The organism is Draconibacterium orientale (genome assembly GCF_900111425.1).
Taxonomy (GTDB): domain Bacteria; phylum Bacteroidota; class Bacteroidia; order Bacteroidales; family Prolixibacteraceae; genus Draconibacterium; species Draconibacterium orientale.
Map to the genome: position 1 here is coordinate 107,799 of NZ_FOHT01000006.1, position 26,617 is coordinate 134,415.

A 26,617-nucleotide genomic window follows, 5' to 3' on the forward strand; every position below is an offset into this window, starting at 1 on the left:
TCAACATTTTTAAACAGATTTTCATGTCAATAGAACCAGGTCAAATAGTCAAAAATCTTATTCCTAACGAGCCTGTTACAATAAACCAGGTGCAGCTTCTGGGGAATATGGTGTCACTTAAATATACTGGTGTCAATACAAACAAATCAAATTCAAAAGTAATTTCAGCTACTGAATTTGAGCAATTAGTTGTTCTTACCGAAGAAGGTTCTTTCAATTTTAAAGGCGACCCAACACGATTTGCACTATTTGCTGAAGCAGAACGTATCAATTCAGCTTATCAATTCGACCCACTGTTTGCGGTAAATTGTAGTATTATTGACCCCTTGCCACACCAAGTAGAAGCAGTATATAAATTTTTACTACCGCTACCTAAAATCAGATTCCTGCTTGCTGATGATACAGGTGCAGGTAAAACTATTATGACAGGTTTGCTCATTAAGGAAATGTTGATGCGCAGCCTGGTCGAACGGATTTTGATTGTCACACCTGGTGGATTAACTAAGCAATGGCAGGAAGATGAAATGGGGGTTAAGTTTAATATCCCGTTTACTCTTGTCAACAGAAGCCTGTTTTCATCAGACCCTAACATTTTTCATACTGCTCAACGAATTGTGACATCTATTGATTTTATCTCTCGTGAAGATGTGCTAAATGTCGCAAGTAATTCTCACTGGGATTTAATTGTATTTGATGAAAGCCATAAGTTATCAGCATATGACTACGGCCAAAAACAATACCTGTCTCAACGTTACAAAGCTGGTCAGGTATTATCGCAACAATGCGAACACATACTTCTGTTAACAGCAACGCCTCACAGGGGAAGAATAGATACGTTTAAAAAATTATTACAGCTTTTAGACGAAGATATTTTTGCCACCGATGAAATTGCATCGACCCGAGTAAAGGAGTTAGAACATAACGGAATAAATAAATTTTTTATTCGTAGGCTGAAGGAAGACATGACGGATTGGCAAGGTCAACCGTTGTTTAAAAATCGATACACCAGGACTGTTGCATATCAGCTTACACCTGAAGAAAAAGAATTATATGATGATGTAACAAGGTATTTGAGTAAGAAGAAAGAAGAAGCATCTGAAACAAAGAATATTCATGTTTCCCTGGCTTTAACCGTAATGCAGAGAAGGCTTGTAAGTTCCATTTTTGCTATTAAAAATACGTTGGAAAGAAGATGGAAAGCACTACAAGGCATTATCGATGAAGTCAACAAAAATCCCAATTTGTGGAACCAAAGGCATAAACTGGATGGTTTCAATGTGGAAAACATCGAAGATTTTGAAGAACTTGAAGATGACGAAAGAGACGCATTGGAAAATATTCTATCCGACCCTCGTAAATTCCGTTTGTTCACCACGGCTAAGAGTTTACAGGAAATCCAACAGGAAACCAACGAAGTAAAGAAGTTGTATGAACTGGCACAAACACTTTATAATCGCCAGCAGGAAGAAAAGAAGTTCCAGGAGTTACAGGCATTACTCAAATCAGAGGGAGTGCTGGATAATGGTGAAAAACTGGTAATTTTTACTGAACACAAAGATACACTATTATACCTCGAAGAAAGATTGACCAAATCTGGTGGTTATAAAGTAGCAACTATCCATGGTGGGAAAACGGTTGATGAACGCAGACAGGCACAATGGGATTTTGCTAAACCTGATACTCAAATATTGATTGGAACAGATGCAGCCGGTGAAGGAATCAACTTACAGTTCTGTCGTTTGCTGATAAATTGGGATATTCCCTGGAATCCCAACCGTTTAGAACAACGAATGGGGCGAATCCACAGGTATGGTCAAAAACAGGATGTGTTGGTTTTCAATATGGTAGCTAATAATACCAAAGAAGGAAAGGTTCTTGAAAGATTGCTCACTAAATTAGATATTATCCGAGAAGGAATTGGTGATGACCGTGTATATGATGTGATTCAGGATGTGCTGGAGAATGTCAATTTAGAATCAATTATTAACTCGATATTCAACGGTCAGGAAACTGCTTTGAATGATTTTCTTGCGCAGGATGATGAACAGTTAAAAGTAAAATTTAAGCAGAAAATTCAGGAACAAAAGAAAAAACTGGCCCACAGTACAGTTGATTTTAAAGATGCCAGAGTTCTAAAAGAAAATTCAGACGAAAAAAGGCTACAACCTATTTATATTCGTTTGTTTTTCGAGAAAGCATTCAAATACCTGGGTGGTGAATTTACCGAATTACGTAAGTCAATATATCGTATTGATAAGCTACCAGACGAAGTTATTCAAACGCTTAAAAATGATTACAATATCTATGCTGATACCATCCGCCAGATTCAGTTTTGTTTCGATAAAGATATATTTCTGGATTATCAGAATATTTGTGATTTAGGTAGAGTACATTATATCAATCCAGGGAATCCTTTATTCGATAGTCTGGTAAAAGTTGTTCGAAACAAATTCAGGGAAGATATGCTCAAAGGTACGATACTTATCTCTCCTGATGACAAAGAGGATTATTTTGCATTTTTTGTAAAGTCCCAGATTGTGGATAACAGGGAAAGCAAGAAAGATGATAGTGTTGCTGACGAAAGGTTAGTAATGGTTTATAAAAAACAGGATGAAGACTTTCAACTTACTTCACCTGCAAAATTTATCGATTTACATCCACCAACAGCATTTGTTAAACCCATCGAACCACCACCGGTATTGAGTAATGATGATGTGGTGCAGTGGAGTTTTATAAACATTACTCAACAGCAATTCGAAGATACGAAGGTACATGTGCAAAAAGATTCTTCAGATAGAAAGTATTATCTCGAATCAGCATTCACGCAGGTAATAATGGATTTGCAAACACAAATACAGGAACTCCAGGGCAAAGTTTTGTTAGGTGACGCTCGGGTACAGGAAAAAATATTGCACAAACAAAAACGAATTACCGAACTAATAGATAAGAAGCATTTTCGTTTGGAGAATCTGGAGTTAATGGCACAACTTAGTCCAAAGGCTCCTGAAGTATTAGGTTGTGCATATGTTGTTCCTTTAACTCAGGTTGAATATCAGGGGCATTATGGTATGAGTCGGGATGATGAAGCTGAGGCTATTGCGATGAAAACAGCCATGGATTTTGAAACAGAAGCTGGATGGCAACCTACTGATGTTAGTGCCAATAATGAAGGATATGATATTAGAAGTATTAGTCCCGATGATTTAAAACGATATATTGAAGTTAAGGGTCGTAGTGGTGCCGATGGAAGTGTTATGCTGAGTGAAAATGAAATGAATCGTTTGGGCCAGTTGGGTGATACTGCCTGGTTGTATATCGTTGTGAGTTGCAAACATGCACCAGTGCTACATCGTATTCAAAATCCTGCGAAAACATTAAGGTTTGAATTGAAATCGAAAGGAGTTCAATACTTCCTTCGGATGGAAGAATGGAAGTCAAAAATAATAGAGTAACAATGATTCCTCTGAATGCTTGCACTGCTTCTTTATCTGGAGATTCCAGACAAGATTTAAGTATTTCCCTAAATAAACATGCTAAAGGTGGTAAAACTGCCCCTTTTAATGCTGTTTTGTCTGGAGATTCCAGACATGAAGTTTATAAGTGTAATTATGTGTTGCATTCTAATATTGTTTTTAATTCTTGTTTTGCTTTTGCAAATGTTCTTTCGTCTGGAGATTCCAGACAAGATTTTAATATATTTACAGTTTAATCTCCAAAAGCAGGGAAAACTGCTCTTTTTAATGCTGTTTCGTCTGGAGATACCAGACATGTTGATATAATTTAAACTGTTCCTAATGGAAAGATTAATTAACAAGTTATATGAAGATATCATTGATGTAACCCAAAAGTGGAATCGTAAGAATATCAATGAACTTCGATTTAAAATAGGTGAAACAATTTCCAACTTTTATGCTGAAAGCAAGGGAGTTTTTAAGGAAAAGTCAGAAATAATTGAAAAGGAGATTTCTGAATTTTATAGAAAATATCAACTTAAAGAGGACCAACTCAAAACTGATAAATACAAAAAATCAGCTCCATGGGATAAATTAAAAACTGCTTTATCTGATGTATTAAAAACAGATTCAATGGGAGTAGGATTCAGTACTACGAATCTGGGACTAATGCAGCAATTTTACCGCAAATACAGAAATACACCAGATAGTCTTGAATTAGCTTTTCAACTGGACTGGAGTCATAATGTCGAGTTAATTAAAGACAAGCTAAATGAAGATGAACGTAAGTATTACTTAAAAAATGCTGTCGATAAAAAATGGTCTGTAAAAGAGTTGCAACGACAAATAAATGAAGAAAGTTACGATGACTTTCTACGTGTTTTGGAAGAATCAAATTACAGATTTAAAATTAACCGACTTGAAATTAATAATTACAAATCCCTTGTTGATATTGAACTTCCGAATCCTTCCTCACTTCTTGTTTTTGCAGGGGCAAATGCTTCAGGGAAGTCAAGTGTTTTTGAAGCAATTGAATTTCTGATGCATTCATCTATGACTACTGGTAAAATAGCACTTGATATTTTCGGTGGGCCTGAAAAGATTGTAAACTTTAATGCACAAAAACTCAAAAATGAGAAAGCAACCTTAACAATTAAATTAGGTCTTGAATTTGAAAGCAATGAAAATAAGGAAATCATCGATTTTGGTTTGAATTATGAATTGGGGACAGAGAAAATTCAAAAAGAATTTACCGACATTACTACATTGGATACCAGGATTATGGAATCATTTTCACGAATCTATATCGATAATTTTAAACGGGCAGAAAACAAATTAAAACTTTACAATAAACTTTGGCTCGATGCATCAAACCTGAATAAAATTCTTAAAACAATCCTTGGTGATACAACTAAGAAGGACGAAATTATTGAATGGATGCAAGTTTTAATCCCTGGGATTGAAAGTATTAAAATTGCTGAAGATTTATCAGGGAAAGAAGAACTTCAGGTATTCGAAAAAGCATTTCCAGATAAGCCAATAACAGGTGGATTAATTTCTGAGGGAACATTTAATATCATTGCGCTGCTTGCGGTATTTTACCAGGCAGATAAACAACAGTTTATTTGTATTGAGGAACCTGAAACCGGATTAAATCCTGCTATCTTGCAGGAGCTGGTTCCGTTTTTCAGAGAGATGGTAAATAAATATGGGCACCATATCTGGGTAACAACACATTCAGTTTCGCTGGTAGCTCAATTGAATGAAGAAGAATTGGTTATTGTAAATAAAAAAGATGGAAAAACAAATTTGTATCCATGTCAGGAAGGTGATTTCGAAGAATTGAGAGGAGATGAGGCCTGGATGAATAAAATGCTGAAAGGTGGTGGATTGCCATGGTAAAAATTGGATTTATATCTGAAGGTAAATCCGATAGGACAATCCTTAATTCGGAAAGATTCAAGAAATATTTGGAACACCAATTCGGAATAACATACTCTGAAGAAGAAATACTATATGGTGGTGGTAAATCGAGAATAAAAACAGATTTCAAATCTCTTATTCAAAATTTATACAAAAAAGGTGTTGAATACATTTTCATTATGGTTGACCAGGATGATAAGGAAGCGCAAAGAAGAAACAGAAAATATAAGCCTGTTGACTGTCCAATGATTGTGGTCAATGAAATAACAGGCTATAGGGATAATGGTCACTATTTAAAAGATAACCAGATTTTCATTATAATGACAAAAGAAATGGAAGCATGGTTTTTAGCTGATGAAAAACTGAATTTTGATTGTGGCGGTCAACGACCTGAAGAAATATTAAATCCTTCTGACTTGGTTGGTAAACAATTAGGAACATCATCACATGGAAGGATAGCACATAAATTAAAAGACAAATTTTCTTTGGCTCGTGCAGCCGAAAACGCCCCAAGTGCAAGAAGATTTTTAAATAAACTTGAACAAATCAGCCAACAATAAAATGACTCAAGCAAAAAAATTAATTGAAGTTGCGATGCCGATAAAAGAAATATCGGCAGAAAGTGTTAGAGACAAATCAATAAGACATGGACATATTTCCACCTTACATTTATGGTGGGCCAGAAGACCTTTGCCAGTTTGCCGTGCGGTAGTTTTTGCCAGCCTGGTTCCGGACCCATTGGACCCAAATTGTCCAACGGCATTTAAAGAGGCTGTTCAATTATTGTTGGGTAGAGCGAATAATCCTGGAGACCCTTACAAACCATATGATGATATACCCTATACTGCTGTAATTGACCCCATGGAAGATAATGGCAGAAACAGGTTGATGATGTATATTGGCAAGTTTTCAGACACTTTTATAAAAAATGAGCACCTTGGTAAAAAAACAAGTGCAAAAGAAAACTTATCATTTGCCAGTCTCATAAAGTGGGATAATAAAAACGATGAAAGAATTATTGGCATTGCCCGAAAATTGATTTGGGTGGCTCATAACTCCGCATCCGGGAAATCGGCAAAAGGAATGATTGCTGATTTCGACAGTCATTATGAAGCAATAAAAGATGCAGAACAGGATTTGTATAGTACACCCGATAGACATATTTCTTCTGATGCTATAATTGCAAAAGAAAATAAACTAAATGAAGCTATTGAAGCATTTTTAAATAAAATGCCAAAGGTATTTGACCCTTTTGCCGGTGGTGGTGCAATTCCATTAGAAGCAGCACGTTTGGGATGCCGGAGCTACGGGAACGATATAAATCCGGTAGCCCATATTATACAAAAAGGGAGCCTTGAATTTCCTCAGAAATATGGTAAACCCATTACATACAGTATAAAAGAATTTGCAAAACAATATGGTGAAGAAGAATTAAATAAGGTGCCAGTTGACTGGAAAGTATTTACTGGAAATTCACAATGGACATCTGTAAATGTTCCAAACAGACTTGCATTTGATGTGGAGTTTTATGCTAAAAAATTATTGAAAGAAACGGAAAAAGAAATTGGGAATTTATATCCTGTGGATTCAAAGGGCAACAAGCCTATAGCATATTACTGGAGTAAAATTGGTGTTTGCTCAAATCCAAGTTGTAAAGCAGAAGTACCCATGTTAAGGGGATTTTATTTATGTAATAAATCCAACAAAAAAATATTTCTGAAACCAATTATTAATGGAACTAAAATTGAGTTTGAAATAGAATCGGGAAGTACCAATGAACCAGGTTGGATGGAAAGAGCAAATCTTAAATGTCCATGCTGTGGAAATATCACTGAAGCTAAGTTATTAAAGAATCAATTTAAGAAAGAGTTACCTAAACAAAAATTACTTGCTGTAATTTATGATGGTAGAGACGGGAAAGAGTATAGAAAACCAACACCTAATGAATCTAAAATTATAGAAAGAGAGGTTAATGTGGAAAGGTCAGATGAACTTATGCCACAAGGGGATTCTCAAAATATAAAAATACCTCTTTGGGGTTACAAAAGGTGGATGGATATGTTTTCAGATAGGCAATTAAACTGTATTCAAACATTTATTTATAAACTTAATGATTTTAAAAAGGAAGTTCTTGTAAAGGATGAATATTCAAAATGTATCTTAACATACCTTGCCATCTGGATTGACCGAATAATCCCTGTAAATACTTCCTTTGGACGTTGGAATGTTCCAGGTGAAAAGATAGAAACTCCCTTTTCACGGCAAGCTATTCCCATGGTTTTTGATTATCCAGAGTCAAATCCTTTCTGTGAATCTACTGGAAGCGCAATAAACCAACTTGATTGGCTAATACGATATATTAATTCAGAATCAGTTGTTGAATTTTATTCAATTTGCAATAATGCTTCAAGTGGGGATAAAAGTCAATTCAAAGAAAAATATCTAACATCTGTTATTACGGACCCCCCTTACTATGATGCAATTGCGTATGCTGACCTTTCTGACTTCTTTTATGTATGGCATAAACAATCTCTTGGTGATATATATCCTCTCAACTATGCAACACCTCAAACTCCAAAAAGTGAAGAATGTACAGCAATTAAGTATCATCATCAGAATAATTTGAATAATGCAAAGAAACATTTCGAGGGGAAATTACTTTCGATTTTGGATGCAATTGAACATCAAACTTCAGATATTGTAAGTATTATGTTTGCCCATCAAAGTACAGAAGCATGGACAACTCTTTGTAATTCTATTCTTGGCGCAAGAATGAATATAACAGGTAGTTGGGCAATTGATACAGAAATGGGGGCAAGAATGTTAGCAATGGGTAATGCTGCTTTATCATCCTCTGTAACAGTATCATGTCGTCCAGCTCAAAGAAAAGGATTTGGAGATTATAGGGAAGTAAGAAAAGCAATAGAAAAAACAGTAACAATACAAGTTGATGAATTGTATCGTCTTGGTTTTAGAGGTGCGGATTTGTTAACCGCTTGTTTTGGACAAGCTGTAAGTGAGTTTGGTCAATATGAAAAAGTGGAGAAGGCTGATGGTAGTGAAGTAACTGTTGCTGAGTTACTGGAAATAGCCAGAGAAAGTGCTTTTAATGCTTTATTAAAAGGATTTGACGGAGATGATTTCACTAAATTTTACATTGGATGGTTACAACTATATGGTTTTACCGAAAGTGAATTTGATGATGCAGCCAAATTCAGTCGGGTTGGACTCAGCATTAATGTTCAGGAACTTTTTACCGAACATATCCTTATTAAGAATGGGAACAAACAAACCTTGGGTGGATTTCAGGAAAGATTAAAAGCCAATAAAAACATTGGAGAAAGAGCAAATAACCTATTGATTGACCAGGTTCACCGTGCCATGGCTCTTTACAAAGGAACAAATAGAAATGCCTTATTACAATACATCGACAAAGTGGCATCCAGTCCAGAAAGCAGCTTCTGGCGTGTAGTTACATCCCTTTGCGAAGTACTTCCGGCAGGAAGTGAAGACCTCATACAAGCAACTGGGGTGTTATCAAATAAAGATAGCCTCATTCGTGACAGTAAAACGGTTATTACAACATCTTCAGAACAAACCAGACTTTTTGAATAGCTAATCAATAGGAAATGAATACAATACAAAAACACCAATCGGATAATTTATATAAAGCCTTTGGACTTTTTATTGAAGGGTTTCGACCCTATGTGGTTGAATTATTAATGGCAGAGGCAGGTGACAAATGGCCGGCCTGGTTTGTAGAATCATTATATCCCAACCAACAGGATAACTGGAATATGGGTATCAAGGCAGGTACTCCACCTGAAGCATTGATTGATTATCCTTATTTAAAGGCTTTTTCGTTGAAGTATAAAGATTTGCTTAAAAAAGACTTTGAAAAGGATACAAATAAATTAGCCACACGTTTCGAAACGATTTACGAAACACGAAATAAGCTGGCTCATTTCCAGGAAATTTCGGTAGACGAGTTTTTGGAAACATTCATTAGCATGCGAAACATTGCCCGTGCATTGAAAATGGACGAATTGGAGACTATTTTGCAGAATCTACAGGAAGGGAAAGCTAAAGTTGCAGAACCAAAGGTTTCTGAACCACAAATTACGTATTCAGGTAAATTGCCCTGGTTTAAAGTTGTTACTCCCCATTTGGATATTAAGCAAGGTCGGCTCGATGAATCTGTATTTGCAGCAAACCTTGCAGAAGTTGCTTTGGGTTATGGTAGAGAGATTTATACCAATCCTGTAGTGTTCTTTTCAAAAACCTATTTTACTGCTGGTTTATCAAATATTGCCAAAAGGGTTATTAAAGGATTAAATGGTGGCGCAGATACCGATAATCGTGTTATCAGTCTGCAAACTGGTTTTGGAGGTGGTAAAACACACACACTTATATCTCTTTACCATTTGGCGAAGTGGGGTAAAAAGGCGACTCAAAGTGAATATACAAAAGACTTGCTGGCTATTACAGGTGAACCAACTTTTGATACAGCCAAAATTGCGGTTTTCACCAACACCACCAACGACCCTATCCAGGGAAGGAAAGTAGATGATGTACACATCAGAACGCTGTGGGGAGAACTGGCATACCAATTAGGTGGAAAAAGTGCTTACGAAATTATTCGGGAAAACGATGAAAAAAGAACTGCACCGAAAGGTTTATTTAAGTCAGTATTGCAAAAATGCAAGCCAGCTTTGATACTTATTGACGAGTTGGCAGACTATTGTGTAAGTGCATCTGCGGTTAAAATTGAATCATCGAATTTAAGCGACCAGACCGTTAGTTTTATGCAGGAACTAACTGAGTCGGTTTCAGGAACGGATAATTGTGTAATGATTGCAACATTACCTGCCAGTGCACAGGAATTAGCTGCATCACCTGTTTCTTCACAAATTCTTTCAGCTTTGGAGAATCGTATCATCCGAGTTGGTGCAAATCTGAAACCAGTTGAAGATGATGAAATTTTTGAAGTAGTTCGTAGACGACTTTTTGAAGAATTGGGAGACAGCGCTGAAATTGAGAAGGTGGTTGCATCATATGCACATTTGTATCAATCCTTATTTTCAGAAATTCCAAGTTATGCTGTTAAATCAGAGTATAAGGAACGTTTACGGAAATCATATCCTTTCCATCCTGAACTGATTGATATGTTCCGCCTTCGTTGGGCCAGCAATCCATACTTCCAGCGTACTCGTGGTGTTTTACGTATCCTTGCTTCGATTGTCTCAGACCTATGGAAAAGGCAATCATCCTTGGCAGGTAGTCAATTTCTTATCCATACCTCTGATGTTGTTATGGCGAATGTAGAAGCCCTTACCAGTCAAATTACGATACTGAATGGCCCCAGTTGGGATTCTGTCATTAGTGCTGATGTATCGGGTTCATCTTCCAATGCGTTTCGAATTGATTCAGAAATTAAGGAACTGGGGAAACATAACGTTTCACAGGGTATAGCTGCCACTGTTTTATTAGGTACCTTCGGTTCAAAAGGACAGAACAAAGGAGTTGGTATTGATGAAATTAAGTTGTGCATGTTAAAACCAGAGAGTTTTAATCACAACGACATCAACGGAGCATTGGATAGGATGGAAGAAAATGCTCATTATCTGTATTATAGCACTACTGGTCAAAAAAGATATTGGTTTGATACTACACCAAATATCAACATCCTCATTAATCAGGCAAAGGGGGATGTAAAGGCGCCAGATATTACGGCTGAAATCCTTCGCAGGGTAACAGAAAAAGCTAAAATGGTTCAGCTATTTAATACGCTCGTAAATCCTTCAGAAGATATCCCTGAACAGATGAAACCAACACTGGTTATACTTAGTCCGAAATATCTCGCAAATCCAAACGAGGTAAACGGAAAGACTAAACCAGTTATTGAAAAGCTGGCCACAAAGAAAGGAAACAGCGAACGAATTTACAGAAACACAATGCTTTATTTGGTGTGTTCTGAACTGGGAATTGGGAAGCTGAATGATGAAATTAAAAACTATCTGGCTTGTCAAAAAATCAGTAGCGAATATGTTTCACAATTAACGAATGACCAAAAAATTGATATTAAAAAGCGAATCGATGATGCCAGCAAACAGTCCGATTCTTCAATTGTAACCGCTTATTCAATAGTTGTGAAGTATTCAGTGAAGAATGGTGCTGAGAGATTATTGATTAAGCAGTTTAAAGACCGATTAGATTACCAGATTAACGATAACGTTATTTCAGCATTGAAAGAAGAAGAATGGTTACTTGATGCTGTTGGATTAAGTACACTTAGGAAAAATAATCTCCTTCCTACAACGGAACAATCCATTAAAGCAAAAGATGTTTATGACGCATTCCTTCGTTTTGATGATAAACCGATGATTACCGGAAGTCCAGCCATTGCTAAAAGTATCCTGCGGTATTGTATGAATGGTGAATTTTGTGTTGCTACCGGTGACGGTAATACTTTCACTAAATATTACTTCCAGGAGAACATACCATTTTTTGATATTATGGACAGTACCTATTGGATGGTAGAGAAAAGTTTAAAACCTGCACCAGATGTTCCAAAACCGGACACACAACCTACCACTGGTAGTGACACCCCAGGGGGTGGAAATTCAACACCACCAGTAGTAAACGAACCTGATGGTAGCACAAATACCGGTAGTGCCAATGATGCGGATGTAAAAAGATTTTCATCAATAACTGTTTCAGGGAAAGTACCGCTTGAACGTTATACGGAGCTATTTAACTATTTTATTACCCCTTTTGCTATGAGTGGGAATAAAATCGATATAGAAGTAAAATTCAAAATAAAATCATCCGAAAGCAGTCCGATTGATGAAAGTAAACAACAGTACAAATCGGCAAAAGAAGCAGCTAAACAATTGGGATTAAATTTCGAGGAAGAATAAATCTTTTAATACATATCAAATTACCTGATAGAACCAATAACAAAATCCAAACAAGTAAGTTGAACAAATGGCTCAGATTGGATGGATAGATTTTTCAAAAGCACATCACAACAAAGTAATGTTAGTGATGGATATGTTCAAAGAACAAGGTGTTATTGACGAACTTGGTTTGGGAACAATCCGGGATGCTTTGAGTGATTTGTTATTTCCAGGAACTTCTACAATCCAAACGAGGGCAAAATATTTCCTGCTGATTCCCTGGATAATTCAGGATATCGAAAAAAAAGGAAGACTTGACCGGTTTCAGTCAGAACTGGAGCAATCAGAAATTCATTTTGTAAAAACGTTAAAAAAGAACTCACCAACAAAAAGCAGAATCATTGGCGAAACTTTACTGAATTCAAATCCAAAGCGGAAACCTTCATCAATTTATTGGAATGGATTAAGAATTTACGACATTCTTAGATTTCATGGTTCTTTAAGCGATTACATAAAAAATCAAAAATATTACTTCCAAAAGGAACAAAAAACAAAAAATCAACTGGCAGATGCAACTGGGAATGTTCCTGGAGATGATAAAGATGCGAATCATCTCTACCAGCATAAATTGTGGGCATCGGTTCCAAGACCACCCAAAGATTGGAAAGAAAACCTTTCCATTGAGCTATCAAACGATGAAGCTAAATTTTTAAATGAAAGCATAGTCCGAAGCAATAGTCAAACTTTATTTGCCTTTGCACTTACAGATTGTTTAGAGGATGCAAAGGATTTTTCGGGTATTGATGATTTTCTTTCTGTTCCTAATCTTCCTGATGATTTACAAAAAATTATAAAAGTTGCCATTGACTTTAATTCAATTATGCAGGGTGCTTTGATTCGGTATAATCTACTGATTCAGTCAAACAGGGAAAATGGGAATACAAATCAATTGCAACTCGTTTGGGAAAATTATTGGGACGAGATGCAACGTTTTAATTGGAATGATTGGCAAACAAAAGTACTTTGGGGATATTGCCCATACATAAAGCAATCAACAAGAAGATTCGTTGAACAATGGATTGAATTTGTCAAAGCTGATTATTACAATCAGACTGAGGCTGACCTGATGTTGAAAAATAGAGAATTACGATTAAAAGGATTACGCAGAGCCAGACTTAGTGATAAAGCAATTGCCCAAAAGCAGGAAAATAATACGGGTATTTCCATTTACCAGGATGGTTCTGTTTCATATCTAACCTACAGATGGAATACTGTAAAAACTTATTTAAATGACATTTATAACGGAATAGCAAATAATGTTACAACCCAGTAAAGACAGATTAGATTATGGAAGTTTGCTAATGCCACCAGAAGGATATTATCTGGAAAATGCAATAGCAACAAGTTATTCAATTAACCTGGATGCGCTAATTTCTATTCCGGTTGCATTATATTTTTCACATTCGTTAGAACTCGATTTAAAACAAGACATAGTTCAAGTTTTAGATTCCATTCGGAGAGCAAGTGATACCATAAAAGTCTTTTGTCAAAAAGGTCAGATTTCCGTACCCGATAACCAACACCGGCTCTACAGTTTTATTGAACCATGTATTGTTCAGGTTCCACCAAGTCACCGACATTCATTCCATCCAAAAGTTTGGGTTATTAAGTACAAGAATAACTTAGGCGACATAAAATTCAGGGTGATTGTTTTAAGTCGGAATTTAACATTCGACCGTAGCTGGGATGTTGCATTTCAGTTGGATGGAAATTTTATAGAAGAAAGACAAAGAAATTACGGTAATACAAAGCCACTTATTGATTTTATTAAATATTTGGGAACCTATGAAGAAGCCGATTGGTTTGAAGACTTTATCTCGGATTTAGGAAAAACAAACTTTCAGTTAAACTCCAACGAATTCGAAAGTTTCACTTTTGAACCTTCAGGTTTCCCTGGTTATAAAAAGAACGTACTTTTTAATAATCAGTTTTATGATGATATGCTTATTATCAGTCCCTTTCTCACCAATAGTGGTTTGGATATAGCGAAAAAGTATTCAATTAATAAGGCAAAACTATTTAGCAGAGAATATGAATTAAACAAGATAAATCAGCAGTATTTAGGGGATTTTTCAGTCTATCATTTGGTAAATGAATTTGTTGAAGGTGAAGAAAAAATTGAATCTGATACAGATGAAAACATTTCCGCCCAATTACAAGACTTGCATGCTAAAGTCTATTCTTGCAAATTAGGATGGGATGCAGTTTTGCTATTAGGTTCAGCAAATTGCAGTGAAAGAGCCATGCATCGTAACGTGGAATTTATGATTCAACTAAAAGGGAAGAATTCAAAAATTGGCCCCGATGCATTATTTAAAGAATTGGTGAATGAGGATTTGAATGTATTCCAACTTTATACTCCTTCTGAACCGCTTTCAGAACAACAAGAGGAATTGAACAGTCAGGAAGAAGTTTTGCAGAACCTTAAAGTAGATATTGTCAATTCAATAATTACAGCAAATGCAAATAAACAGGAAGACTCAAACTTTTCAATCGAATTTGTTTGTGACCTGGCCAACCTAACTTTAAATGCAAAAGTAGAAGCAACGGCATATTTACTTAATAACAAAGAACAAAGTCAAGAGCTAAAATTAGGAGATAAAACTCAATGGACAGTTTACAATATTGCTGAAATAGATTTATCCTGTTTTCTAATAATTGAATTAAGAATAAAGGGAACCATGGTTGCCCTACGTTTTGTTCTAAAAATTCAAATTAATAATTTACCCGAATCGAGAAGTTCAAGGATTTTTAAAGACATTATCTCAAATACTGCAAACTTCTTTAAATACATTCGTTTCCTGTTGGCAGAGAATTATTGGGACGAGGAACATACTTTCAATGGAATAAACGGAAAACCTTACAAAGGACATGGTCTTGGAGATTACATGGCACGTGAAGAACCCATCTATGAAAATATGCTAAAAGCCATTTCACGAGAACCGGAGAAATTGACAGAGATAAAAACTGTGATGGATAAATTAAGCGAAGAAGGAAATGGGGAAGAATCAATTATCCCAGAGGATTTTAAAACTCTGTGGAGAATTTTCGAAGAAATAAAACTAAAAGATAAATGACATCAAATCCTCATAGTCAGTTAAAAGATTTTCAAATAGCTACAGTAGATTATGTATTTCAAAGATTTACTGATTCAGAAAATCCATGTAATCGCTTTTTGATTGCTGACGAAGTTGGATTGGGTAAAACATTAGTTGCCCGGGGAATCATTCACAAGTTCTACGATTATCACAAATCAATTGAATTAAATCAGTTAAAGGTCATTTATATATGCTCTAATCAAAGCATTGCAAATCAGAATATAAGTAGATTGAATATTGAACGTGAAAAAAAACATTCGCTTTCACAAATTCATCGAATTAATGATTTGGCAGTCACAAACATAAACCATGATGGAAAATCATTTTTAGATATTATAGCATTATCTCCCAATACTTCATTCAATATCTCAAGGGGTGGCGGAATCGTAAAGGAAAGGGCGATAATTTATCATATCCTAAGAAAACATCCAGATTTTCGTCCATATAAACGGAAGCTAAAAAGGATTTTTCAGTTGGATGTCAAGGACGAAAACTGGGAATGGTGGGTAAACTTTGTTGAAACCCAGTTGAGAGACGAAATTGTTGCGAAATTCAATCAAAAGTTAGACCCAACAACTGACATGTATTGGGCATTATTTAAAGTCTGCGAAGACAGATTTGGCAAAAAGGAATTTGCCGATTATAGGAGATTGATTGGTAGTTTAAGAAGGTTACTTGCATCAATTTGCGTGTCCTATTTACAGCCTGATTTAATTATCATGGATGAATTCCAAAGGTTTAAATATTTAATTGATTTGGATGAAGATAACGATGTAAAACTTATTACTGAAAGTCTGTTTACTAATGATAAAATAAAAATTTTACTGCTGTCTGCAACCCCATATAAAATGTATGTGATGCAGTCAGAAGAAGATGAAGGTGAAAGCCACTTTGAAGAATTTAAATTCATTGTTGATTTCTTATTAAACGATGTAATCAAAAGAAAGCAGTTTGAAGAAGCATGGAAAGTTTACTCCAACTCGTTAATTCATTTGCAGCAAGGGAACTGGGACTTTATAAGAAATGAAAAGAATAAGGTTGAAAGGCTTCTTAAAGATGTAATTGCAAGAACTGAGCGTATAACGGTTTCAGACGACAGAAATACGATGTTGCAACCATCAAAATCAGATATTCTGTGGATAAACCAAGATGATATCCTAAGTTTTATTTCTGCTGATTCTGTTGCATTAAAACTTAGTAATGTAAACAGTCCCATTGAATATTGTAAATCATCTGCATTCCCCTTTTCATTTATGGAAGGTTACCAACTTCAAAAAATTGCACAAAAGGAAATAGAAAAAGGGAACGGTGAACTAAAATCTGCTTTAAAAAAGAATAGTGGCTCATTCCTTCCTGTTTCAAAAATGGACGAATACCAAAAAATTGGAAGTCCTAATGCAAAACTGGCCTATCTTTTAAATGACTCACTATATAACGGTGGAAGCGATTTACTTTGGATACCACCCTCATTGCCATATTACGATTTTGAAGCACCATTTGCAGGAAATGAACTGTTTTCGAAATGTTTGGTATTTTCTTCCTGGATAATGGTTCCAAAGATGATAGCAGCACTTTCATCTTATGAATGCGAAAGACTAACAATTGGTGACGAAAGTGCCATTAATAATGCTGATGACAGAAGCGAAAGAAAATATTTTCAAACAGGTTCAGAGAGAAATCCAAAAGCACGATTAAGATTCAGAATTGAAAGAAATAATTATAGTACACTTTCAAGTTATGCCTTACTTTATCCGTGCATTACACTTAGTAATCTTTGGAAACCTGCTATTAAAACTACCAACCTAACCAACCTAATTTCTACCCTTACCACACAAATAAAATCTTTAATTAGCGGAATCTCAGTCAAGGAATTCATTTCTGAACCCAATAAAAAGAATGATGACCGGTGGGCATTGATTTATATGCTTCTGCTCGACAGAAAGAATAATTTGGAGCAAATAAATCACATCAAGCAATGCGAAAGTGAATATAATTGGGATTGGTTAAAAGGTGATTCAGAAGTGTCAGTTGCCAGTGAATATTACAAGAAAGTATTTACAGAAATTTTATTTGCTGAAAGACCAAAATTTATTCCAGCCTGGGAATTAGCTCGTGGTGTTAGACCTGAAAATGCAATAAGAAATACATTAATTCAATTAAGGCTTGGACAGCCACCTGCTGACATCGCACAAAAATTGGCATACCTTACAATTTCATCTCCTGCAATTTGCTCTTATCGGCTGTTGAATTCATTTTCCAGGTTGGAGAAAGATATTGATTACATTTCATTTTTCGGGGCATTTCAAATTGCAGATAGCTTCAGAAAGTTTTTTAATGTATCTGAGAACATTGCTGTAGTTGATAAATATGCCATAAAGGATAAATCTTATTGGGAGAATGTATTAATTTATTCAGCCTCGGGGAACTTTCAATCCATGTTAGATGAATTCTCCAATGCAATGGTTGACCATAATGGCTTGTGGAATATTACTGTTAAAAACAAACTACAAAAACTAATTACCATACTTTCTGAAAATATCGGACTCAGGACAGTTTCAGTAGCAGGTCACACTTATGATAGTTTTGTAAAAGATTCTAAACCAAATCATTTCCGTTGTCACTTTGGTGTTGCCTTGAGCCAATCATTAGATAATGAAAAAAACGTTATTCGAAGTGATAATGTTAGAGATGCCTTCAATTCTCCATTCAGACCTTTTATATTAGCAACAACCTCAATTGGTCAGGAAGGTCTTGACTTTCACTTGTATTGTCGAAAAATATTGCACTGGAATCTTCCAGCAAATCCAGTTGATTTTGAGCAAAGAGAAGGAAGAATAAATCGTTTCAAAAATCTTGCTATCCGGCAAAACCTTGCTCTGAAATACAGAAATAAATTGGAAAAAATTGATTCCTCAAACATTTGGGAACAACTTTTTCAATTGGCGATAGACCATGAGAAAGGTAACAAATCTGACCTTGTTCCATATTGGCATGTTGAACCGGAACATGTATTCATTGAACGCCAAGTACCAACAATACCTTACAGTAAGGAAGTCAAAAAATTGAATAATTTGCTGAAAACAATTTCTGTTTACCGAATTGCTTTGGGACAACCCAGGCAAGAAGAACTCGTAAATCACTTGATTGAAAATTTAAGTGCTGAAGAAATAGAAAATGTACAAAAAGAATTTCTGATTAATTTATCTCCCATAGCGAATCATAAACCAACGAATAATTGATTTTAGCCTGCAAACGAATAGATTGGTATTAAAAAAGGGTTCAGCTATAAATAGCTAAACCCTTGATATTTTCAACTTATTATCTTGTGAAACTGTATCGTATTAAAATTCCAATTATATTGGCAATGATATCACACATGATTTCTACTTATCCACCGGCACCCATTCAACTTCATTTTTCTGTTGGTTTACTACTTCTCCATTCTTTATTTCAAGGTTCCATGAAATATAGTAGTCTTCAAATGTGTATTTAAGAGTTACATCGGGAAAAATCAAACTTAGCTTTATCATTAAATCAGGAACTCCATTCCAGGCTGTATTAAAAAACACTACATTATTTTTTTCAAGTGACTGGGTATATGCATTCCATTTTGTACCCCAATTTGCATAACTCCAATCGTACCAATCTGAATACCCGAACTTTTCAAAATTGGCTTGTCTAGCTATAGCTAAATTAAATCCTTTGCGGAGTTCCTTGGAATTGAACCTTTTTATGAAATTTTGTTCTTCTTCAATATTTTCTTCCTGAATTCCACTCCTTGTTCCAAATAAAAGAAATTGGATAGTCGTACTAATACTATCAGATTTAATATTTAATTCTTTTGGCTTTTCAATGATTTTATTAAAATCAATGTACATTTCTGAACCATTTTCAAAAGGTTCTCCTTTTATGAATTCTAAAACTTGTTTTACTTGTTCATCTGTTCCGATGACTTCAAGTCTATTATATATATGATTTGGCATAATTTTTTATTTTTTAATTAATATTATTTTTATCCTACTAATCCCTGAACATTAAGTCTCCAAGATTCGGAGTCGTTTCCAAGAATTTGTAAAATTTTACTTTTTCTATTTATTTCATAACCAGATGTACGGTTACTTCCTTTTCTAACCGAATTAAAGTTGCGCTCTACCATTTGTTTACCGATGGAGACCACGTTAATTCGTTTGCTGAACTGCGGAAAATTGCGGGTTAAACTCAGGACAATATCAAGGGTTGAGATATAGTAGATGTCACCTATTGTTTCTGGCAGCATAATGTATTCATCAAGCAATAAATCAACATCGGATTTTTGCACATAATCATCATAGATTTGCTTTAGTAATACCATGTCATCTCGCTGATATGAGTATCGAAAACCACCAGAATACAGATGATAGGCTTCCATAAACAAATCAACTAAATTAATTGCAGCTAGTCTTTCGAAATGAAATTTTTCGACTTCAATTGGAATGATTCTACGGTTTTGTTGTTCTCTTACCACTGCAAGATTATTGCCACTACCAGCAAAACTGCATCTACGTTTTATTGTACTGATTCTCCTGTCGTATTTCCTTCGCATGGTGAGTTCTTTAGTACTTAAAACCGTCTTGAATGTTTTGTCCTCACCAAATGTTCGACCATCCATCTCATCATCCACAATGAGCATTGCCTGAGACATCAATACTTTAAAATCGTCATCAAAACTAAGTGAGTGTTCCTTTCGATAACTATGTAGTTGCTCGGGAATAGTATAAGTTCTAAGGAATGTAGTTTTTCCTACACCCTGCTCAGTGGATAATAGAGTTAGAAAGAACTCATTTGGATATTCTGCACCTAATGCCTGAGCAATCATACCCACGTACCACCTTTTCAGAAAAAATAAGACATTGGATTTGCTGATGCTTTTGTTTTTTAATTCGATGCAATCCAGCCATTTTTCAAATGTACCTGATGGCTGTCTTTCCTTATTGGCTTCAATAAAATCAAGAATCGGGTTTACCGTTTGTATATAATGTGACTTGATGGTTTCTTCAAACCTAGTTCTGGGTATTTGCTTATCGAAGTGTTTTTTCAAATCGATATAGACAGTATTGTAGTCCATTTCCTCAATGATTTTACCATTAAGGGTAAGGTCTTGAATGAAAGAATCGTATCGAACACCTATATTATTTAAGTACAATGCAATGTCATCTACATCAACCTTATCTGGTTTAGTTTTCACATCGTAACCATATTTCGATAACAGTCTCAATGTTGTTTTGTAGTCGTTTTTTCCTTCAAGAACCTGAAGTATCTGGAAGTTGTTATATGGCTTTTCAGTTTTGAATTCAGTTGAGGTACTAAAGCAGAAGAAGGTCTTGGTTGCTTTAAAATAATACCCTGAATGGCTAGCAGCAGAACCGTCACGAAGTAAATAGAATTTGTCATCATCTTCATTAACAACAGACCAATTATCTTTTGTAAATAATTCAATTATGTCGTATTTATTATTGAACTCATTGATTGCAGGTTCTTTGTAATTAAACGATTTATTGTTCTTTGAATTAGTATTTCCACTGGGAAAATATCGGGTAAGGCTTCTGGCAGTCTCTAGCAGAAGATTACGTTCCTCTGCTGTGATAATTGGTACGTCAACCTCAAGTGTTTCAAGGTTGAATTTGCCTTGCATTATCTCGTTATTGGTTTTGCTAGTGCAAAAATATCCACCCTCACCACGGGTTTCGAGTATAATTTCACCATTGGAATGACGTGCGAGTTTGAGATTTTTATCAATAACTGCTTCAGGGCATCTATAAATATAATGTAGACCGCCACTTGGAGTTGATTGGATAATGAGTCTGTTGAGCAATTCATCGGGAATCAAAGCATTAAACTCTGTTATGATAGTTTTTTTGGGGTCGTTTTTAGTGTCAATGTCAATACATTCGAGGTTACCACTTACTTTACCTGCTATTATGCCAACAGTTCCTTGGTTAATATAATGTGAATGCCAGAGTGATATCGGGGCGATATTGCTTTGGTACTCCGTCCAAGGGGTGAAAGGAGTCTTTTTTGAACTTACGGGAATTATTGATAAACCAATGTCGAGCTTATCGATATTTTCTGACTGTTTGTTATCACATTTCTTTTTCATTTTGAATTAAACATTTAGAATCGCTGTTATTTTTTTCAAGCAGGTTCTTCATTAAGAATTGCTTTGTCCATGTTGCTACTTTAACATAGTCTCGTTTTGCATTAGCCTGAAGTAGCTCATAGAAGTCTCTGTCCAGAGACAAGTTCATTTTTACATTTTGTTGGTTTTTCATCTTTTTCATTTTTTTAAGATTAAATCCTGTTATTTTTTTGAGGTACAATTAGCACCCATCTAAAACTAAATACTCAGAAAAAAAGTAAACGCCATTTTTTGTGGTATTTTCTCGTAAATAATTATTCTTTTTATTGTTTTTTAGGTCGGATGGACAAGGAGACAAGATAGAAACAGGTTTTAAACAGGAATGTAGACAGTGACAGTTGTTATTTAGTATACTGATTTATTACTGTCACTGTTTAGTAATTGGTTGAAAACTCAATTTCATCCTGTCACCCTGTCGTATAATAAAAAGAATACCATATCTAAGTGAAAAGATTGTAATTACTTTCTACAAAATAATTACCCAATTCAGCATTGGTATATCTACTTAGTTTTTGTAAACTTTCTTTAAGGTAAATTTTAGGCTGCTTAATCTGATTAAGCCATTCAACAAAGTTCTGCGATTCTAAAACATCATATTTTCCACCGCTTTCTAGTCCTATTTTAAATAAGTCGCAGAAATCTTTACTCGCTTCAATAACGTTTTTCGCACTTCTAAAATCAATTATAGGTTCAATGCTTGCAAATGTTTTATACCCAAACTTTTTTGCTGTTCGAAGCATCTCTATTCTTTCTTTATTGCTCTTTGCATTTGGTTCTAATTCATCGTGCCCTGTTAATGTAACACCAAAAGCTACCATCCCTTTGTCACGCCCAGCATTAAGGGTGTAATCATCATCAAACACTTCAAAAGCAAGCAATCCCATTTTAGTTAATATCTTTACAGGTACGCCAAAATCTACAGCGTATTTTGCCGCTTCTAAGGTTAGCTTTATCGTTTCGTTTAACATTGGGTCAGTGGTGAAACTAAAGAATAAACCATGCTGCTTTAACTCATTAATATTTTTGTGCAATTCTGCCGAAAATATATCAAGTGCATGAGTCTCGTTATTAAAACACTTTTTCAGTACAGGTGTACTGCCTCCTAATACCTTTGCTGTAATTCCTTTTTTCAAATAACAGTAACTGCATTCGTTGGAACATCCTACATAAAAATTACAAGCCCAATTGCTATATTCACCAGCTTTACCACTTGGATTATAAATTGCTTTTCCTTTGTACACGTTTTTCATCTTTTCTGTTTTTAAATTTTCTTTTTTCATCTTTTATTGTTTTTAAAATTATTACTCAATCTCTTTACCTGTCCAATTCCATTTGGACAGACCTATCCCACTATTAATGCCTTGCATCAATTTTACAATTGGTTATATTTTGTTTTGGTTATTGTTGTAACCAGCATTGGTTACATCGACAGTGCAGTTTCCTTTGTTTTCAGGCTATTTCGACTGTCAGTAGTGGAATAGTAAAACTTAAACTATCCGTTGTGAGGGTTTAAATCCAATTATTAGTCAATGAATATGCAATATCCGTCTTTATAAAATCGTTAATATTTTCGGGTCTAATCGCACCTTCAATACCTGTGTTTACTTCTTCATCCAAAAATATTTTAGATTCACAAACTACGATATAAATTAGTCCGAAAACTAAAGGACTCATATTCCACACCTTTCTTTTAAGCCTCTCTGGATAATTATCATCTATGAATATCTCCTCATTGATACAGTCAATTGCAAACTTCTTCTTTTTCTTTATTGACATCAGGTCTATAGTATAAGAGGAGTCGTTGAAGTCAAAAAATATTGTCCAAAGGTCTTCTAGGCTAAAATTCGTAAGAATATAATTAGCTGCTAAGGATTTTAGCTCTTTAAGATTGCCGTAATCGTACGATTTAGGAGTATTTGCAAGATATGCCCCCGAGTGTTTGGGTGTTTCTTCGATATAATGATTTAGTTTTAGTTCGAGGTAAGCAGCGTGCTCTGGTGGCATTGGCTGTTTTGCTTTCAATGATTGCTCCGTCAAAATTTTTGTTTCCATGTCATTAGAATTTTAATTGTTAATAATGAAACAAATATATTGGGAAGGCAATGGAAGGACAACCGACCTTTATGTATGGTCGGGTCAATGGTCAGGTATGAAGCCACGTAAAGGCGAAAAAGTACGGGTAATTAAATGTAAAAAATGTTGAATTTTATTTTTTCAATTCTGAAGAAGGTCGGGTCTTTAAGTTCAATTTATCTACAACCATGTTCTTGATATCGACATAAGGAAACTTGGTTAGGTCTTTAACATCTCTTTTAGTGCCACTCTGTCTAAAATATTTGCCATCCTCTTTCTCGTAGAATAGATTTCTTGCGATGATATTGAAAGAAGGTTTTTTTGTGTTCGGGATAAAATCTGCATCCACTAAACATTTTATAAAATGCAATAAGTGACTATATGCAGACAACCATATTATTGGCTCAGGAGTTTTCATTCTTTTTTTTCCCTCTGGTCTGAACAGCATTTTAAATTGTTCTGGAGTACAATTGATATACTTTAAATCATCTTTAAGTCCGTAATATAAATTATTAAGGTAAATATCATACTTATATTTAAAATCATTCTTAACAGTGAAATAGTAGACGATATCTTTTGCACTAAGTTCGGCATGTGTTGGATTTGAAGAAATAAATTCGTTTAATCTTTTTAAAATTGTCAGTTTAACATTAAACAATTCTTTCAACGAAGAATTATTCGAGTCCATAACTTCTTTATACGCTGGAGTGAAATCAGTAAGTATTCGATTAAGACTTGCAAGCATAGTGCTGTATAATTCATCCTTTCTGTCTGAGTTGACACCAAGATATTCTCGTTTAAATTTCCGAAAATGTTTTTCAAGATATTTCTTTAATTCCTTCGAGGAAGACTTCCCATTCAATTCGCAGTAATGTTGGACATCAGCCTTATATTCATTATCGGCAAATACTTCTACAAATTGGTCGATGAATGTGTTCATAACTACAAAGTGCTCAAAAAGATATTTAAAATACCAATTAAGGTTTTAAATTTTAAGAATCTAAAACTACAAAAATAAATGCTTAATAAATTTCTAGGAATAATTGATTAAGTGGTAATTGAACTGCTGTTAGATATTTACAGATTGTCAGAAATGAGGTTGGTTCTGCTGCCTCTAATCGAATTACTGATGATTTGCTTAATCCACTAATTTTACAAATCTCTTCCTGTGTTAGCTGGCTGAGCAACCGATACTCCTTTAGAAAAGATGCAATTTCCTTTAATCTGGTTTGGTTTTCAGTGCTTACTTCTGATTTTCTCTGCTGTTTCATAATAATAAATACTGAAAATTTTGATACTGTCAAGGTTTCAAAAAAGCCATATGTAGGGGGTAATTAATAGCGTTTTATTGTACTTTTTGATGCAATTAATGCTGGTTTACCGGGGTGATTAGAGAATCCAGAATCCAGCCCCGTTGGGCAGTAGAACGCTAAACACCTTAGTTTTTAAGGCATGTTGTCCGTAAAATTGTCCAAGTATGCCCAACATCAAGAGCATCGACAAGAAAATAAAAAATAATTATTGGGAATTATAAATTTTCAAGGTAGTTGGTTTCAATTTTCACTAATTGTAATTCTTTGAAGAAATGTGAAGCGAAATTTCGTGATAATCAAATATTAGCACTAAGTGAACAATTAAAATCATAATTGATTTTCATGGATAATAAAAAAAAATTAGAGTGTACATCAAAATTTTCTGCAATGAATAAATTTTCGTGCCCTAGAAGTCAACAAAACCGTTGAAATAATAGATAAATTAAAACCACCCTAATAATTTCTATTTTGAAACTTTTTTCATATCTTTGGATTATGGAAAAGAAAGCATTGTACATCCGTGTGAGTTCTGGTTCACAGAGCACTTTAAGGCAAGAAATAAAAAATTTCAATGGCAAAGTGTTTAAAGATACTTGTAGTGGTGTGATACCATTTAAAGAAAGACCCAGTGGAAGTAAATTAGTTAAATCCATTGAATCAAGTGAAATAAATTTTGTTCAGGTTAAATCAATTGACCGACTTGGTAGAGATGCATATGACATCCAACAGACCATTAAATATCTTGAAGACCACAGTTGCCAGTTATTAATCAGCGAATACGGTCTAACACTTTTTAATAGTGGCAAAATAAACCCGATGTTCAAGCTAATCACAGACCTTTTAGCCAATATCGCACAAATGGAAAGGGATAACATTCGAGAACGTCAACGTCAAGGTGTTGAATTGGCGAAAGCCAAAGGTGTGTATATCGGAAGGAAAAAAGGAACTGCTGAAAATTCAGAAAAATTCCTAAAGAAGTACACACCTATTGTGAATATTATTAAAAATTCAAATGGGAAACTTACAGCTAACGCAATTTCAAAAATGGTTAAAGATGATACTGGTAAACCAATAGCGACACCACCTACTGTTAGAAAAGTTATGGAGTTGATTAGGTGATATTTATTAGATTGATGAAGGTTGCGATTTGATTATGCTTTTAATTAAAAATGTTTAGATGGGTGATTTGATATAGTTTTAATTAAAAATGCATGAAATGGAGATATGGCATCATTTTTAATTAAAAGTCACTTTCTAAACGGTCATCCTTGAAGATGTTCTTATCCAACAGAACCCAGTTGCAAATAGAATTAGTCTTATCGATATTGTGCAGTCTTGTTATAATAACCTGTTTGTTGATATCGTAGACAATTATTTTTAAATATCCATCCTTGACCAAAGCATGCCAAAACATAACCGTTCGATATTTTATTTTTCCACCATCCTCAAATTCGACAAGTAGATAATGACTAAGTACATTAACTATTTGAGAATCGTTGGTCATGATGCAATCATAATCAAGAATAAAGAATCCTTTAAGTCGAAGAAATCCAAATGTGTTGTGAGTATCATGGTTTTGAATATGTTTTTTAATCTCTGGAGTCATAGTCTCTGCTTTAATATA

General features: G+C 34.8%; 18 protein-coding genes. 10 read left to right on the forward strand and 8 right to left on the reverse strand.

Annotation, left to right across the window (positions count from 1 at the left end):
- Positions 1 to 23 precede the first annotated feature (23 nt).
- The 9 genes from BMW53_RS05380 to BMW53_RS05420 all read left to right on the forward strand — a co-directional run bounded on the left by BMW53_RS05380 (position 24) and on the right by BMW53_RS05420 (position 18,671).
- Positions 24 to 3,452: a helicase-related protein gene (locus tag BMW53_RS05380; protein ID WP_038554564.1), complete on the forward strand. Its 3,429-nt coding sequence runs from the start codon at positions 24 to 26 to the stop codon at positions 3,450 to 3,452.
- Positions 3,453 to 3,454: 2 nt separating this feature from the next.
- On the forward strand, positions 3,455 to 3,709 hold the full coding sequence (locus BMW53_RS05385) for a hypothetical protein (RefSeq protein ID WP_139178027.1): 255 nt from the start codon (positions 3,455 to 3,457) through the stop codon (positions 3,707 to 3,709).
- Positions 3,710 to 3,794: 85 nt separating this feature from the next.
- A complete protein-coding gene (locus BMW53_RS05390; RefSeq protein WP_038554558.1) occupies positions 3,795 to 5,354 on the forward strand; it encodes an AAA family ATPase in 1,560 nt (519 codons plus the stop codon).
- Entirely contained in the window at positions 5,348 to 5,935 is a 588-nt protein-coding gene (locus BMW53_RS05395; RefSeq protein WP_038554555.1) for a DUF4276 family protein, read from the forward strand. The genes BMW53_RS05390 and BMW53_RS05395 overlap by 7 nt, the downstream gene beginning before the upstream one ends.
- Position 5,936: 1 nt before the next feature.
- Positions 5,937 to 8,990: a DUF1156 domain-containing protein gene (locus tag BMW53_RS05400; protein ID WP_038554552.1), complete on the forward strand. Its 3,054-nt coding sequence runs from the start codon at positions 5,937 to 5,939 to the stop codon at positions 8,988 to 8,990.
- 14 nt (positions 8,991 to 9,004) lie between these two features.
- Positions 9,005 to 12,295, forward strand: coding sequence for a DUF499 family protein (locus tag BMW53_RS05405; RefSeq protein ID WP_038554549.1), 3,291 nt, complete (start codon positions 9,005 to 9,007; stop codon positions 12,293 to 12,295).
- 67 nt (positions 12,296 to 12,362) lie between these two features.
- Positions 12,363 to 13,607, forward strand: coding sequence for a DUF6361 family protein (locus BMW53_RS05410; protein WP_038554546.1), 1,245 nt, complete (start codon positions 12,363 to 12,365; stop codon positions 13,605 to 13,607).
- Positions 13,591 to 15,411 carry a phospholipase D family protein gene (locus BMW53_RS05415; protein WP_074780296.1) on the forward strand — a complete coding sequence of 607 codons (1,821 nt, stop codon included), beginning with the start codon at positions 13,591 to 13,593 and terminating at the stop codon, positions 15,409 to 15,411. Before BMW53_RS05410 ends, BMW53_RS05415 begins: the two co-directional genes overlap by 17 nt.
- Entirely contained in the window at positions 15,408 to 18,671 is a 3,264-nt protein-coding gene (locus tag BMW53_RS05420; protein ID WP_038554541.1) for a helicase C-terminal domain-containing protein, read from the forward strand. Before BMW53_RS05415 ends, BMW53_RS05420 begins: the two co-directional genes overlap by 4 nt.
- 144 nt (positions 18,672 to 18,815) lie before the next feature.
- Here the strand turns inward: BMW53_RS05420 and BMW53_RS05425 are convergent, their stop codons facing one another.
- The 7 genes from BMW53_RS05425 to BMW53_RS05455 form a co-directional block, all read right to left on the reverse strand.
- Positions 18,816 to 19,415 carry a DUF1281 family ferredoxin-like fold protein gene (locus BMW53_RS05425; protein ID WP_038554538.1) on the reverse strand — a complete coding sequence of 200 codons (600 nt, stop codon included), beginning with the start codon at positions 19,413 to 19,415 and terminating at the stop codon, positions 18,816 to 18,818.
- A gap of 29 nt (positions 19,416 to 19,444) precedes the next feature.
- Complete coding sequence (locus tag BMW53_RS05430) at positions 19,445 to 21,568, reverse strand: VapE domain-containing protein (protein ID WP_038554535.1); 2,124 nt, start codon at positions 21,566 to 21,568, stop codon at positions 19,445 to 19,447.
- A complete protein-coding gene (locus BMW53_RS05435) occupies positions 21,552 to 21,740 on the reverse strand; it encodes a hypothetical protein (RefSeq protein ID WP_139178028.1) in 189 nt (62 codons plus the stop codon). The genes BMW53_RS05430 and BMW53_RS05435 overlap by 17 nt, the downstream gene beginning before the upstream one ends.
- Positions 21,741 to 22,047: 307 nt before the next feature.
- Positions 22,048 to 22,887, reverse strand: a complete 840-nt coding sequence (locus BMW53_RS05440; RefSeq protein ID WP_038554529.1) for a radical SAM family protein — start codon at positions 22,885 to 22,887, stop codon at positions 22,048 to 22,050.
- 229 nt (positions 22,888 to 23,116) lie between these two features.
- Positions 23,117 to 23,659 (reverse strand): hypothetical protein, encoded by a 543-nt coding sequence (locus BMW53_RS05445; protein ID WP_038554525.1) that lies wholly within the window; start codon positions 23,657 to 23,659, stop codon positions 23,117 to 23,119.
- 154 nt (positions 23,660 to 23,813) lie between these two features.
- A complete protein-coding gene (locus BMW53_RS05450; protein WP_038554513.1) occupies positions 23,814 to 24,620 on the reverse strand; it encodes a hypothetical protein in 807 nt (268 codons plus the stop codon).
- An 82-nt stretch (positions 24,621 to 24,702) separates the two neighbouring features.
- A complete protein-coding gene (locus BMW53_RS05455; RefSeq protein WP_038554509.1) occupies positions 24,703 to 24,951 on the reverse strand; it encodes a helix-turn-helix domain-containing protein in 249 nt (82 codons plus the stop codon).
- A 537-nt stretch (positions 24,952 to 25,488) separates the two neighbouring features.
- On the opposite strand from BMW53_RS05455, the gene BMW53_RS05460 reads away from it, so the two are divergent.
- The gene (locus BMW53_RS05460; protein ID WP_051567515.1) at positions 25,489 to 26,112 is read left to right on the forward strand and encodes a recombinase family protein; all 624 of its coding nucleotides are present in this window, start codon (positions 25,489 to 25,491) and stop codon (positions 26,110 to 26,112) included.
- A gap of 121 nt (positions 26,113 to 26,233) precedes the next feature.
- Here BMW53_RS05460 and BMW53_RS05465 read toward each other — a convergent pair whose 3' ends face one another.
- A complete protein-coding gene (locus tag BMW53_RS05465; RefSeq protein ID WP_038554507.1) occupies positions 26,234 to 26,599 on the reverse strand; it encodes a hypothetical protein in 366 nt (121 codons plus the stop codon).
- Positions 26,600 to 26,617: the final 18 nt, after the last annotated feature.